Source organism: Hoylesella shahii (assembly GCF_937990675.1).
Classification (GTDB): Bacteria; Bacteroidota; Bacteroidia; order Bacteroidales; family Bacteroidaceae; genus Prevotella; species Prevotella shahii.
In genome coordinates, this window is sequence record NZ_CALKQY010000024.1 from 42,938 (window position 1) to 57,109 (window position 14,172).

General features: G+C 41.0%; 12 protein-coding genes. All 12 read left to right on the top strand.

Going from position 1 to position 14,172, the window contains the following annotated elements; genetic code table 11:
- Positions 1–294: 294 nt before the first annotated feature.
- The 12 genes from QME03_RS03645 (at position 295) to QME03_RS03700 (ending at position 13,984) form a co-directional block, all read left to right on the top strand.
- Positions 295–1,332: a GHMP family kinase ATP-binding protein gene (locus QME03_RS03645; RefSeq protein ID WP_025816667.1), complete on the top strand. Its 1,038-nt coding sequence runs from the start codon at positions 295–297 to the stop codon at positions 1,330–1,332.
- 39 nt (positions 1,333–1,371) lie between these two features.
- Positions 1,372–2,019, top strand: a complete 648-nt coding sequence (locus QME03_RS03650; RefSeq protein ID WP_281723505.1) for a D-sedoheptulose-7-phosphate isomerase — start codon at positions 1,372–1,374, stop codon at positions 2,017–2,019.
- A gap of 5 nt (positions 2,020–2,024) precedes the next feature.
- The gene (locus QME03_RS03655; protein WP_281723506.1) at positions 2,025–3,314 is read left to right on the top strand and encodes an HAD-IIIA family hydrolase; all 1,290 of its coding nucleotides are present in this window, start codon (positions 2,025–2,027) and stop codon (positions 3,312–3,314) included.
- Complete coding sequence (locus QME03_RS03660; RefSeq protein ID WP_274946752.1) at positions 3,311–4,513, top strand: glycosyltransferase family protein; 1,203 nt, start codon at positions 3,311–3,313, stop codon at positions 4,511–4,513. Before QME03_RS03655 ends, QME03_RS03660 begins: the two co-directional genes overlap by 4 nt.
- Before the next feature lie 7 nt (positions 4,514–4,520).
- Positions 4,521–5,675, top strand: coding sequence for an EpsG family protein (locus QME03_RS03665; protein ID WP_281723507.1), 1,155 nt, complete (start codon positions 4,521–4,523; stop codon positions 5,673–5,675).
- A gap of 16 nt (positions 5,676–5,691) precedes the next feature.
- Positions 5,692–6,717: an acyltransferase family protein gene (locus QME03_RS03670; RefSeq protein WP_281723508.1), complete on the top strand. Its 1,026-nt coding sequence runs from the start codon at positions 5,692–5,694 to the stop codon at positions 6,715–6,717.
- Between the two features lie 11 nt (positions 6,718–6,728).
- Positions 6,729–7,598: a glycosyltransferase family 2 protein gene (locus QME03_RS03675; RefSeq protein ID WP_281723509.1), complete on the top strand. Its 870-nt coding sequence runs from the start codon at positions 6,729–6,731 to the stop codon at positions 7,596–7,598.
- Positions 7,599–7,632: 34 nt separating this feature from the next.
- The gene (locus QME03_RS03680) at positions 7,633–8,712 is read left to right on the top strand and encodes a glycosyltransferase (protein ID WP_281723510.1); all 1,080 of its coding nucleotides are present in this window, start codon (positions 7,633–7,635) and stop codon (positions 8,710–8,712) included.
- Between the two features lie 81 nt (positions 8,713–8,793).
- On the top strand, positions 8,794–9,954 hold the full coding sequence (locus QME03_RS03685; RefSeq protein WP_281723511.1) for a glycosyltransferase family 4 protein: 1,161 nt from the start codon (positions 8,794–8,796) through the stop codon (positions 9,952–9,954).
- A 183-nt stretch (positions 9,955–10,137) separates the two neighbouring features.
- Complete coding sequence (locus QME03_RS03690; RefSeq protein WP_273147500.1) at positions 10,138–11,073, top strand: NAD-dependent epimerase/dehydratase family protein; 936 nt, start codon at positions 10,138–10,140, stop codon at positions 11,071–11,073.
- Position 11,074: 1 nt separating this feature from the next.
- Positions 11,075–12,025: an MraY family glycosyltransferase gene (locus QME03_RS03695; protein ID WP_281723512.1), complete on the top strand. Its 951-nt coding sequence runs from the start codon at positions 11,075–11,077 to the stop codon at positions 12,023–12,025.
- 36 nt (positions 12,026–12,061) lie between these two features.
- Entirely contained in the window at positions 12,062–13,984 is a 1,923-nt protein-coding gene (locus QME03_RS03700) for a nucleoside-diphosphate sugar epimerase/dehydratase (protein WP_281723513.1), read from the top strand.
- Positions 13,985–14,172 lie beyond the last annotated feature (188 nt).

Sequence of the window (14,172 nt, forward strand, 5' to 3'; positions counted from 1 at the left end):
CAATACAAAAATTAAAAGCTTCCGTTTAGAACCTAGAGGAGTATGGGACTTACCATTTTCTTTATGTCGTTGTAGTATGATATTTTGGGCACTTTTGTGCTTATGTTTACCACTGAAAATGTCTACTGAACTCTTAAGACACATATGAAATATCCCACTTACTTATTAGCTCGTTTGTATTACGCAGTTAATTTAGGGGTACGTCATTTAGGTTATTTATTAAAAGAAGACGGAAGGAAATACCTCAAAACATTAGTTAGTTCTGTTTAGTTATAGATGAAAATTATTATTTAAATGATTATACGTAGCAAAGCCCCTTTGCGACTTGGGCTGGCCGGTGGTGGCTCAGATGTGTCGCCTTATAGTGATACCTATGGTGGTTTAATTCTTAATGCAACAATTAATTTGTATGCGTATTGTACAATTGAGGAAACTACTGATGGGATGATATCTATTAACTCGTTGGATAGTAACTTCTCTGGAGAATACCCATTTGCTACATCGTTGCCTATTGATGGTAACGCATCGTTGATAAAAGGGGTGTATAATAGGGTTGTGAAAGACTTTGCTCCTCAAATGTCTTCTTTTAAAATAACAACACATAATGATGCCCCTCCAGGATCTGGCTTAGGGACCTCTTCGACAATGGTGGTTTGCATTTTGAAAGCCTTTGTTGAATGGTTGAGTTTGCCTTTGGGAGATTATGAGATTTCTCGATTGGCTTATGAAATTGAACGTGTTGATTTAAAGTTGTCTGGAGGCAAACAAGACCAATATGCAGCTGCCTTTGGTGGATTTAACTACATGGAGTTTTTGAAGGATGGCATGGTGATTGTCAATCCTCTTAAAATCAAGCGTTGGATTGTGGATGAATTGGAGTCTTCCATGCTCTTATATTTTACAGGTGCTTCGAGAAGCAGTGCCGCAATCATTGATGAGCAAAAGAAAAATACTGAATCAGGTAAGACCGATGCTGTGGAGGCTATGCACAAGATTAAACAGAGTGCTGTTGATATGAAATTAGCTCTGTTAAAGGGTGATGTACGCACCTTTGCTGATATTATTCGTGAAGGTTGGGAAAATAAGAAAAAAATGGCAAACCAAATTACCAACCCCATGATACAAGAAGCTATGGATGTGGCCATGTCTGCAGGAGCTTTAGCTGGAAAAGTATCTGGTGCAGGTGGAGGTGGTTTTATCATGTTTGTTCTAGAGCCAACAAAGAAGAAATTGGTAGAGAATGCCCTTAAGTCATTAGGAGGCTTTGTTATGCCTTTCCAATTTACCGATGGTGGTGCTCATGGATGGAAGATTTTCGACACTGGTCTGTAGTTGTCGGAAACACTTGTTTCATAAATTGATAATACGATAATGGAGAATAAAGTATATAAGCATTTAGAACTGTTGATAGAAAGGTATCCTGTCCTTTCTGCATGCAAGCAAAGTATTATAGAGGTTTACGAGATATTAGAACGCTCGTATGTAAATGGTGGTAAGTTACTTGTTTGTGGTAATGGCGGTTCATCAGCCGACTCCGGTCATATTGTTGGTGAATTGATGAAGGGCTTTAAACTTGGGCGAAGAGTTTCTTCTAGCTTTGCAGAGAAGCTTAAGAATGTTGACGAAGAACTGGGAGCAACTATCGCTGAGAACATACAAAGTGGATTGCCTGCAATAGACCTTACTGCGCAAGCACCATTGATGACTGCCTTTATGAATGATTGCGATCCTCAGTTGGTTTTTGCTCAGCAGGTAGGTGGTTATGGTAAGCCTGGCGATGTCTTTTTAGGTATTTCTACATCAGGCAATAGCAAAAATGTATTGTATGCCGCTGTTGTAGCAAAGGCGTGTGGTCTTCATATTATAGGACTTACAGGAGAAAAAGAGAGTAAGATGATGAACTATGCAGATGTGTGCATTAGGGTTCCCGAAACAGAAACATTTATGGTTCAGGAATTGCACCTCCCTGTGTATCATTGTTTGTGCTTGATGCTTGAAAGTCGTTTTTTTGAAAATTAGAGATAATGAAGGCAGTAATTATGGCCGGTGGGAAGGGTACACGCATCGCTGCAGTGCGAAGCGATTTACCCAAGCCGATGATCCCTGTGTGCGGCAAACCTATTCTGGAGTGGCAGATTGAAAACCTGAAAGCCAGTGGACTTACTGATGTTGTTTTGGTTATTGGACACCTTGGCGAAGTAATTAAAGACTATTTTGGAGATGGTAGCCGTTGGGGTGTAACTATTTCGTACTTTATAGAGACACAGCCACTTGGAACGGCTGGAGCTTTATTTAGAATGCCAGAATTGCAGGAAGATTTCTTACTGATGTCTGGTGATGTGATGCTCGATGTTGATTTTAATCGCTTTATTAATTTCCACAAATACCGCCAAGCATTAGCAAGTCTTACTGTGCATCCCAATAATCATCCTTTTGATAGTTCGTTGATTGTAACAGAAATCTTGCCAGCTTCTAATGGTGGCATGCCCATTCATACAAATAGGGTGGTGAAATGGATGAATAAGGAAGACGAACGACTCTATTATCGAAATGTCGTTAATGCTGGTATAGAAATGATTTCTCCTCGATTGCTTGAGGAAGCAAGAGCCAAACTTCCAAGTCTTGATAAGGTAGACCTTGATAGAGATGTGTTGAAGCCTGCTATAGAGAGTGGGAAAATTTATGCCTACGAAACCTCTGAGTATATTAAGGACATGGGAACTCCCGAGCGACTGGTTGAAGTGGAAAACGATCTACTCTCAGGCAAAATCGCCGCTCATAACTTGTCTGTTAAGCAAAAGGCTGTTTTCTTAGATCGTGACGGTACTATCAATAAGACAAATGGTTTTCTTACTGATATCAACGACTTCGAATTAATTGAAGGGGCTGCAGAGGCTATAAAGCAGATAAATAAATCTGGCTATTTGGCAGTGGTGGTTACTAACCAACCCGTGATTGCTCGCGGTGATTGTAGTTTTGAACAACTGCAAGAGATACATAATAAGATGGAAACGCTTTTGGGTAAGGAAGGCGCGTTTATTGATGGCTTGTTCCTTTGTCCTCATCACACCGATAAAGGCTTTGAAGGAGAACGCATTGAATATAAGCTTGATTGCGAATGTCGCAAACCAAAGGCTGGGCTCTTTGTACAGGCACAAAAGGCTTTAAATATAGACTTAAGTCAGTCGTACATGGTGGGCGACAGTGCAATTGATATTAAAGCTGCAGAAAATGCAGGCTGTAAAAAGGCATTTCTCATAGAGACCAATGGCGAGAATGCATTACTTGGTGTCGTAAACGAGATATTCAAATGAAAATAGCTTTTATAACGCCAGTTACTCCTTATAAAGAAAATATGGGAGGCCCCTCGGGGCATCCCTATCATTTGTTGGTTGATAGACCAAAGGAGATAGAGGTTGACATATATAGTTATAATGCAAACAAACTATCTCCCGAGACAATTGAGAGCGTAGAAAGAGAATTGCGTGTTAAGATACATCTGTTGAAGCAACCCGCTTTCTTCACTTGGATACTAAAACTGCATTTAACCTTTATCCGCCTATTCCTAAAATATCCCATCGGTTATTATATTCGATTACCAAAGTCTATGGTTGAACAGATAAAAACTACTCAACCTGATGCGGTGTGGGTGTATGGTCAGGAGTTTTCGGGTATACTAAAACAATTTAAAGAGTTCAAACGAGTACACACAGTTCCTGATTGTTATTCATTGCATTGGTTTCGTAGGCTAGGTTGTCGTTTTACTCTTGCTAGTGCAGGAGAATTCTTCCGTTGCGTGGTTAATTATCGCAAGTATTATAGAATGGAACGTGCTTATGATGCGTCTGATAATGTAGTAGCGCATTTGGTGGGTGAAGAAGATGTGCGTTTCCTACAAGAGATTAACCCTAATCTTAATGCCGTTTTTTTACGCCATCCGCACTATGAATTCCCAGAGACTCCCAAGGAGATTAAGTTTACCCATCCCAAAATAAAACTATTGATAGCTGGTCGTTATGATTTTTATATGAAAGAACGGGCAGATGAGATGGTTGATTTGTTTGCGAATAAAGATAATCTTGCTATACTCCAGCAAGCATATAAACTTACCTTTTTAGGAAAAGGCTGGGAGCAGCATGTAGATTCCTTAAACGCCCTAGGCTATGATGTTGAACATGTAAAGTTTGCGCCAGACTATATAGAAGAGGTATGTAAACACGATATACAGCTAACGCCAATAGCCATTGGCACAGGCACAAAGGGCAAGGTTCTTGATGCTTTGGCTAATGGCTTATTGGTTGTGGGTACACCATACGCATTGGAGAATATCGCGGTAGAGAATGGCGTATCGTGTGTGGAGTATCGTTCAAACGAAGAACTATTGGCTGCTTTAAAAGATATTCCTCGTAATGTGGAGAAGTATGAGCAGATGGCAGAGGCTGGGCGTGAAGCTATCTTCAGAGAGCATGGAAGAAAGCGCATATCGCAACAATTGATGGAACTGTTTAAATAATAAGGAGATGTACATATATCTACTCATTTTGGCTTTCGCAATAGTTTGTTCTTTTTTCATTAAGAAAGGCGAAGCGAAATCTAGCGCATTGCTTGTTCTTTGGTTCGGAGTATTAGCATTATTTGTTGGCTTTTCTGATATGCTAGGGGGCTACGACCGATATATATATGGAGAACTATTTGATGAAGTGGCTGACGTGAGACTTGCAGGTGGAGATGTTAAAACAGCTTATATCTTTGAGTTGTATGCATCTGAGTGGGGCTTTAGTTGGCTAAATGTAGGCATCTCGTATATTACTGCAAATAGATATATTTTTATTTTGATATTGACTATCGCCATTTATGTTTTGCTCTTTATCTCTTTTATACGGTATGTAGATAATTATCCTTTTGCAATAATGTTGTTTATGGGGTTAATTTTCTTTTTCACCTTTACCTATCTACGGCAATTGTTAGGTGTGGGTATTGGGTGGTTATCCATAACGTATGCATATAAGAGAAAATTGCTGAAGTTTCTTGCTGTAGTACTTTTGGCGACTTTGATACACAATTCAGGTATTATTCTTTTGCCAGTATATTTTTTAGCAAAGAAACAATTCTCAAAAACAACAGTGGTGTGGGTGATGCTTTTTTGTCTTATTATTGGTGTAACAGGTATCCCATCTACGTTATTTGATTTATATGGTTCTGTTTCAGATATGGAAGGTAGAGGACAACAATATGCAGAAAACGAAGTTGGATTTAAAGTTGAGTATATCTTAGAAGCATTTTTCTTTCTCTATTTTATATTGCGAAATTATGAGAAGATACCCAATACCCCATCCAAGACCATATTATTAAATATGGCATTGGCATTTTGCGCAATATTGCTAATATTTATAAAATCGTTAAATGGTGGTAGATTAGGGTGGTATTATTTAATAGGTTTAATTTCTACATTGTCATTAATCGTCCCTAACGCAAAGCGAATAACCTCTCAATATCTTGCACTTGTAGTTTTTTCTTGTTTCTTGTATTTGAGAATTTTACTTTTTTCTTGGGGTCCGTTAGGAACGCTTTATCCTTATAAATCCTTTTTCACTAATGGTGTTAGAAAGGGAGACTGGGTGCATGATAAGTGGGAATACGATCTAGATTATGACATTGATAAATTTCACCGTTAAGAATAAAGTTGTTTCTATGTCTTTAAATAAAGAACGCGATTCAAATATGGAGCTGCTACGCTGTGTAGCTATGCTTTTAGTGGTGCTAGTACATACTGGTTTTTTATCGTTAGGGTTGCCCACATTTGAGGAGGCAAACACTGAACCATTTTCTGTGTTTATGAGATTTCTTACACAATCAGTATCAGTGGTGTGTGTAAATGTTTTTATACTTCTGTCTGGTTGGTATGGAATCCGCTTTAATCTCATACGTCTAGGTAGTTTCCTTTTTCAGGTTTTTTTCTTTTCTGTTTTAATATATTGTTGTTTCGTTTTCGTCAACCCTCGCGAATACTTGAATTTACGGTCTCTGTTAGTGGTGTGTTTGCTTAATGGAGAAGATTATTGGTTCGTAAAGTCTTATGCGCTTCTATTCCTTTTTTCACCATTTCTTAATAAACTTATAGAGGATGCATCTAATAAAGTGTTAGTTAAGCATATATTAATTGTCTTTTTTGTATTTCAAACTATTTATGGATGGCTAAGTATTAATGGAGCACCAGAATTTGCAGGAGGATTCTCGGCATTGTCGTTCATAGGGTTGTATTTATTAATGCGTTATTTAAGGATTTATGGCTTTGAAACATCTAAGTTTAGAGGTAAACAATATATTGCAGTTTTCTTTGCAATAGCTATTTTAAATGCTTCACTTGCATTTTTCCTGGCTCGAATGAATATTATGGTGTTTGGTAGAATATTCACCTACACTAACCCTTTAGTTATATGCCAGTCGCTTTTTATGGTGTTAGCCTTCTCTAAGCTTAATATTAAGAGCAAGTTTATTAATTGGATGGCAATATCTTGCTTTGCAGTTTATTTAACCCATGCTAACCAATTTATTTTGAGACCATTTTTTGGGCGATGGATAAAATTCTTGTTTGACGCTCATAGCACCATGATGTTTGTTTTAACAGTGGCATGCACATTATTGGTAATCTTCTTCTTTTCAATATTGCTTGATAAGTTAAGAATATATAGCTGGAAGAAGATAACCAGGAATTAAATTTTACGCTTATGCTTATTACTCTCTTTACTCCCACTTATAATCGGGCGCATTTATTAGAAAGGTTGTATTCTTCTATTAAGAAGCAAACTTATCACCATTTTGAATGGTTAATTGTTGACGATGGGTCAACTGATAATACAAGCGAGGTGGTTAAGACCTTTATTGAGGAAGGGATAATAACAATCAAATATGTATTTAAGCGCAATGGCGGGAAACATCGTGCCATTAACGAGGGGGTGCAACAAGCACAAGGCGAGTTGTTCTTTATTGCCGATAGCGACGATATGTTGCCGCCTGATGCACTTAAAATGGTTGTGGAAGTATATCAACAGATAAAAGATGATAAAAACTTTGGTGGTGTAGCTGGTGTGGATGCATACCCCGATGGGCGAATTGTTGGCTCTGGCTTACCTACACCTACTTTAGATTGTAATTCCATTGAGATTAGAAGTAAATATCATGTGCTAGGGGATTTGTCTGAGGTGTTCCGCACAGAAGTTATGAAAGAATTCCCTTTCCCTGAAATTGACGATGAAAAATTCTGCCCTGAGGTACTAATCTGGAATAGGATAGCTCGTAAATATAAGCTTAGGTATTTTAACGAGCCCATTTATATTGCGGAATATCAAGATGGCGGATTGACAGCCAGAATTGTTGAGATTCGCATGAAAAGTCCCATTGCCAGCACCACCTGTTATGCCGAAATGCTTTCGTTGGATATTCCTTTTAAAGATAAGCTAAAGGCTGCTGTTAACTATTGGCGATTTAGATTGTGTTGTAAAAAGGGCAAACCTGCACCCAATATCGGGTGGATGTGGATGTGTGTGTGCCCCTTAGGATGGTTGATGCACATAAAAGACCTGCGTTTGGTAAAGTAAAATAGAGAGTTCAATATAATAGAGAGTTCAATATATGCGCATTCTTCAAGTAATTACTTCCCTGCAAACTGGTGGGGCTGAAAAAATTGTGGTTGACTTGTCTTTGAAGCTTAAAAGTCGAGGACATGAAGTTGATGTCGTGGCTTTCGCTGGCGGTCCTTCTATCTTTAAGCAGGCTTTAATTGATGGAGGCTGTGGCGTGATAGAGTTTTCTCAAACCGATAGCGTGTATAACTTTAAGCATGTTAAACGGCTTAAACGCCTCATGGCACACTACGATATCGTACATACGCACAACACTTCACCACAGTTGTTTGCTGCTATGGCCAAAGGAAATTGTAAGGCCAAATTGGTCACAACTGAACACTCTACCAATAATCGTAGACGTTCAATTTGGGGATATCGTAGTATTGACCGCTGGATGTATAGCCGTTACGATAAAATAGTCTGCATTTCCGATATAGCTAAAGAAAAACTACTTGAACATATTGGCAACAACTACCAGCAGAAAGTGCTCACCATTAATAATGGTGTGGATGTTCAACGATTTTATCTTGCAGATGAGGCGCCAAACTTGAGACAGGCCGATACCTTTGTTACTGTTATGGTGGCTGGATTTCGCGAGGCTAAAGATCAAGACACACTAATTCGGGCGATTGCTTCACTGCCTAACCAATATCAGCTGTGGTTGGTAGGTGATGGGGTAAGACGTGATGCTTTAGAAGCTGTCATTGCATCAGAAGGAGTTGCCCATCGCGTTAAACTTTTGGGTATTCGTTCGGATGTTCCCCAAGTGCTGAAAGCTGCTGATGTGGTAGTGATGTCTTCCCATTGGGAAGGCCTCTCCCTCTCTAACATTGAGGGTATGTCGTCGGGTCGTCCCTTTATTGCGAGCGATGTTGATGGGTTGCGCGAGGTAACCAAAGGTTATGGCGTGCTGTTCCCCCATGAAGATGCTAAGGCGTTAGCTGGCATCATCCAAAAACTGCACGATGATAAGGCCTATTACGATGAAGTGGCCGAGAAATGTTACCAACGTGCTATGATGTTCGATATTGAAAAGATGGTAGACGGATACGAAGCTGTTTATCAAGAGTTGATGCATAGCAAATAAGCATTTCTCTTTTATGTGCACTCAATATTGGTAAAGAACGAAGCAGCTCACACAATTTCTTCAACAACAATTTATTAGACAATGATACATAACGATAAGCATATACTACATGTGGTGAATATTTATTTCGTTATACCTTATTTCTTGGGAGGGCAGTTTGAATACTTCCGAGAATTGGGCTACGAATTAAATGTTGTATGCTCTGAAAGCCCTTATTTGGCTCCTTATGCACAACAACACCATTTTGGCTATCGCGAAATACCTATCCTACGAAGCATCAACCCCATTCAAGACTTTAAGTCGATTAGGCAAATTTGTCGTTACATCAAAGAGACACAAACGGGTATTGTGGTGGGACATACACCCAAAGGCGGGCTCCTGTCGATGGTGGCTGCCTGGTTGATGCGTGTTCCTAAACGGGTGTACTTCAGGCATGGGCTGGTTTACCAAACTTCTACAGGACTCAAACGGTTCATTCTCATGAGTGTAGACCGTCTTGCTTCTCTGCTAGCAACTAAGATTGTCTGCGTTAGTCCTTCTGTTTTGGAAGAAAGCATCAAAGACAAACTCGCTCCTGCACGTAAGCAAATTGTGTTGGGTAAGGGTACTTGTTCGGGGGTGGACACGCAAGGCAAGTTCAATCCACAGAATATCGACCCCACAAAGATGGCCGAGTTTAGAAGTAAATGGGGGATTAATGAAACCGACTGGGTTGTAGGCTACACCGGACGCCTCGTAAGAGATAAGGGAATAATAGAACTGGTAGATGCCTTCCAGTTGATTAAGGCTAATAACCCTAAACTTAAACTCCTTTTGGTGGGAATGTTCGAAGAACGAGACGCCTTACCACAAGAAGTTCAAGACAAAATAAAGAACGACCCGCAGATTGTTTTTACCGATTTTCAGAACGAAGACATGGAATATTTCTATGCCATGATGAATGTCTATGTGTTGATGAGTTATCGAGAAGGCTTCCCCACGGGTACGCTCGAAGCGCAGTCGATGGGTGTGCCTGTCATAACAACGCGCGTAACTGGCTGTTGCGACTCGATTGTGGATGGCCAAACGGGTGTGTTTGTCAACCGAACACCTCAACAGCTTGCTCAAGTTATTGAGGAGATGTCTAGAGGCGAACGCTCGTTCTCTAAAGAGCAAGTACGCTCATGGGTTACGCTTAACTTTGATAACCTTAGGGTGTGGGAAGAAATTAAACGCTTGTATGCTCCATCTTCCAAAGCCTAACACAAATCTAAAGGTCTCAAGCAATGCCTCTTTTATTGGATACTCAATTTCTTAAGGCACTGCTCACAATGCATATTCCTAGTTTGATTCAAACATAAAAGAAAATATTAGGGAGTAAAAAATATAGGTGCAAAATCACTTACGCAAAATCTTAGCACCGCAATATGAATTTAACATTATAGCATGAACATACTTATTACAGGCTTGCATGGCTTTGTGGGTCAAAATCTTGTGGCCCAGTTGTCTGGAAAACATCGCATTTTCGGCTTGGCGCGTACAGCAGGCAAAATGGCTGGCGTTGAAAAAATATATACCTGGAACGACCTCGATAATGCCTCTTTGCCCGAAGTTGATGCCATTATACACCTTGCAGGAAAGGCTCATGATACCAAAAACCAAGCTAAGGCTGACGTTTATTTCAAGGTGAACAGAGACCTCACAATTAATCTTTACAACTATTTCGTAAACTCGTCGGCCTCTAAATTCCTTTTCTTTAGCACGGTGAAGGCCATTGCCGACGAATTGGGTACTAGTGTACTGACCGAAGATGATGAGCCAAAACCCAAAGGACCATATGGCGAAAGCAAACTCGAAGCTGAACGTTATATCCAAACTCATCCTGCATCTAACAAGCAGGTGTATATCCTACGGCCATGTATGATGCATGGCGAGGGTAACAAAGGCAATCTTAACTTGCTTTATAAATTGGTGGCTAAAGGCATTCCTTGGCCGTTGGGCGCATTCAGCAACAGTCGTTCGTTTGCTTCTATTGACAATGTTTGTCTCATCGTTTCTGAATTACTTAACAGAGATATTCCTGGTGGAGCTTATAATATTGCAGATGACAATCCGCTGTCTACAAACGCCCTAATCGAGATTATCTGTGGCGTGATGGGTAAGAAATGTCGCATTTGGAATGTTTCGCCTGGGTTAATAGGCTTATTGGCTAAGGTGGGTAACGTGTTGCACTTGCCACTTAACACCCAAAGACTTGCTAAGCTAACCGAGAGTTATGTAGTGTCTAACCAAAAGATAAAAAAGGCGCTGGGTGTTGACCGGTTGCCCATCGACTCGAAAGCGGGTCTTGAAAAAACAATAAGGAGTTTTATTAAGCATTGAGATGATTTATCTGTTAATTGTTGTTCTTGCATTTGTCTTCGAATTACTGTATTTTAAAGTCGCTTCGAAGTACAATATTGTAGACCGACCCTCTGAACGCGGGTCGTCAAAGGCTGTTACCTTGCGCGGAGGTGGCATAGTGTTCCCTTTTGTTGTCTTGGTCTACTTTTTTTATTCGGGTTTTGCTTATCCGTGGTTTATCGTGGGGATGTTGATGATTTCTTGCATCAGTTTTTACGACGATGTTAGCTCCTTGCCGCCACGCATTAGGCTTCTAGTACATTTTGTAGCCATGCTTTTAATGTTTCAGCAGTTGGGCTTAATCACTTCTTCTTTGTGGTGGCTTATTCCCATTATGCTTTTCGTTTGTGCAGGGGCTATTAATGTGTTCAACTTCATGGATGGCGTGAATGGCATTACTGGAGGTTATGCCACTGTGGTGTTGGTGGCGTTGTTGTATGTTAACCACCATGTCATTGAGTTTGTCGACCCTAATTTTATTTTGTTTAGTCTTATTTCTGTACTTGTGTTCTGCTTCTTCAACTTTAGAACGCGAGCCAAGTGTTTTGCTGGCGACGTGGGGGCTGTGGCCATCGCGTTTGTCATATTGTTCTTTATTTGCAAGTTGGTGTTGTTAACCAACGACTTCTCGTGGTTTGCTTTCCTCACTGTTTATGGTGTCGATGGTACGCTTACACTCATTCATCGTATTTTACTGCATGAGAAGTTATCCCAACCCCATCGCAAGCATGCTTATCAGATAATGGCCAACGAATTAAAGATGCCCCATGTCTTGGTTTCTGCCATTTACATGTGTCTGCAAGCTTTGGTTTGTTTTGTTTACTTACTGAAGCCTGGCCTGATAATGTTTGCCGCAGTGGTTGTGGTATTGTCTTTGGCGTATCTTCTTTTTATGAAGAAGTTTTTTCATCTACACCTGCAACGCAAGTGATGATAATACATAAGTATAAAAACAGAATTAGATTTTATGTTGTCTTTTAATAAACTAGTTAACTGGTATTTCCGTAGAGAGTCTTTGCCTTACTGGTGCATCTTCCTTATCGACTGCCTCATTTGCATTCTTGGTGGTATTTTTGTGTGCATGCTGTTCTTCCGCTTGTCGCGCACTGCCGCCAACATCATGCCCATTATCAACACATTGCTGTTTTATCAGCTGTTTAATGTGATTGGTTTCCGTGTGTTCCACACTTATGCTGGCGTAATACGCTATTCGTCGTTTATCGACCTCAAGCGGGTGGCTTATGCAATGGGGTTGGGCTTTGTTATTGTAGCCATTCTTCATTATTTCATTATCTTCACGCCCGAAACGCATCAGTACCTCGTGCCGTTGCATTTAAGGCATATCGTGTCTATTTATCTGGTTACTACTATCCTGCTGTGGACTTTCCGCATCATGATTAAGGGTATCTACGACACAGTGTTCGATACCGAACGGGCCAAACGTGCACTTATCTATGGTGTGCGCGAAGGTGGCGTGGGACTGGCTAAAAATATTGCTGCGCAAAAGCCACAACAGTTCAGACTTTTCGGGTTTATCACTCACGAGGATACTTTCACCAATCATTATCTCATGGGTAAAAAGGTGTATCCTGTAGATAAAGACTTGCTCAAAGTAATTAAGGAAAATCGTATCAATGCCGTGCTGGTGTCGCCCTTACGCAACGAGGTGTTCCGTGACAACACGCAGCTACAAGATATGCTCATCGAGGCTGGCGTTAATATCTATATGACCGAGGGTGTGCAAGAATGGGATGGCGAAGATTCGTCTAAGGTGGTTAACACACTGAAGGAAATTAGTATAGAAGACTTGCTGCCACGCGACCAAATTCAAATCGATATGCAAAGCGTGGGCAACCTCTTGCACGGTAAGAAAATTCTTATCACTGGTTCGGCTGGTAGTATTGGTAGCGAGATGGTTAGGCAGGTGTGTCTCTTCCAACCTGGCGAACTGATGCTGGTAGACCAAGCTGAGACGCCACAACACGACATCCGCCTGATGATGGCCGACAACTATCCCAACGTGAAAACCTCTACCGTGGTGGCTTCTATCGCTAACCGCGACCGCATGGAGGGCATCTTCTCGACTTTCCGCCCTGATTACGTGTTCCATGCCGCTGCTTATAAACACGTGCCTATGATGGAAAACAACCCCAGCGAGAGTATCCAAAATAATGTTTGGGGTACAAAGGTGGTGGCCGACCTTAGTCTGAAATATGGCGTAAAGAAGTTTGTGATGGTGTCTACCGATAAGGCTGTTAACCCCACTAACGTGATGGGCTGCTCTAAACGTATCTGCGAGATTTACGTGCAGGCGCTTGATAAGGCCGAGAAAGAGGGCAAAATCCATGGCACAACGCAGTTTGTTACCACGCGTTTTGGTAATGTGCTGGGCTCTAATGGCTCGGTTATACCGCTGTTCGAACGACAAATTAAGGCTGGTGGCCCCGTTACCGTTACCGACCCCAACATCATTCGCTTCTTTATGCTCATTCCCGAGGCTTGTAAACTGGTGCTCGAGGCGGGTACAAAGGGCAATGGCGGCGAGATTTTCGTGTTCGATATGGGTAAACCTGTGAAGATTGCCGACCTGGCTAAGCGTATGATACGCCTTTCGGGAGCTAAGAACATCGAGATACAATACACGGGGTTGCGTGCTGGTGAGAAACTTTACGAAGAGGTGCTCAACGACCAAGAGGGTACTTTGCCCTCGTTCAACCCCAAAATACGCATCGCAAAGGTGCGCGAGTACGATTACGAACAGGTGAACACCGATGTGATGGAACTGGTATCTATATCGCATACCTATGATGATATGAATATCGTGCGCAAGATGAAACAGATTGTGCCCGAGTTTAAGAGCAAAAACTCTGTTTATTCTGAGCTTGATTAAAAGCTTGGTTGTGATGCCCATATAACGAGATGGGGGCGGTAAAGACGAGCAACGATGCCTGCTGTGGCGACGTTTACTATGTGTCTTGCCGCTCCCATCTTGCTCTTTTAGGGCTTTTTATTGCTGGCCTTGTGGCTTGCATCTTCATTTTTATGGTTAATATTCATCCTTTTCAATTTTAATCTCGG

What these genes read in the sequence shown, in the direction of transcription:
- QME03_RS03645 (WP_025816667.1), top strand. Translation starts at nt 295, where the DNA reads ATGATTATACGTAGCAAAGCCCCTTTGCGACTTGGGCTGGCCGGTGGT.
- QME03_RS03650 (WP_281723505.1), top strand. Translation starts at nt 1,372, where the DNA reads ATGGAGAATAAAGTATATAAGCATTTAGAACTGTTGATAGAAAGGTAT.
- QME03_RS03655 (WP_281723506.1), top strand. Translation starts at nt 2,025, where the DNA reads ATGAAGGCAGTAATTATGGCCGGTGGGAAGGGTACACGCATCGCTGCA.
- QME03_RS03660 (WP_274946752.1), top strand. Translation starts at nt 3,311, where the DNA reads ATGAAAATAGCTTTTATAACGCCAGTTACTCCTTATAAAGAAAATATG.
- QME03_RS03665 (WP_281723507.1), top strand. Translation starts at nt 4,521, where the DNA reads ATGTACATATATCTACTCATTTTGGCTTTCGCAATAGTTTGTTCTTTT.
- QME03_RS03670 (WP_281723508.1), top strand. Translation starts at nt 5,692, where the DNA reads ATGTCTTTAAATAAAGAACGCGATTCAAATATGGAGCTGCTACGCTGT.
- QME03_RS03675 (WP_281723509.1), top strand. Translation starts at nt 6,729, where the DNA reads ATGCTTATTACTCTCTTTACTCCCACTTATAATCGGGCGCATTTATTA.
- QME03_RS03680 (WP_281723510.1), top strand. Translation starts at nt 7,633, where the DNA reads ATGCGCATTCTTCAAGTAATTACTTCCCTGCAAACTGGTGGGGCTGAA.
- QME03_RS03685 (WP_281723511.1), top strand. Translation starts at nt 8,794, where the DNA reads ATGATACATAACGATAAGCATATACTACATGTGGTGAATATTTATTTC.
- QME03_RS03690 (WP_273147500.1), top strand. Translation starts at nt 10,138, where the DNA reads ATGAACATACTTATTACAGGCTTGCATGGCTTTGTGGGTCAAAATCTT.
- QME03_RS03695 (WP_281723512.1), top strand. Translation starts at nt 11,075, where the DNA reads ATGATTTATCTGTTAATTGTTGTTCTTGCATTTGTCTTCGAATTACTG.
- QME03_RS03700 (WP_281723513.1), top strand. Translation starts at nt 12,062, where the DNA reads ATGTTGTCTTTTAATAAACTAGTTAACTGGTATTTCCGTAGAGAGTCT.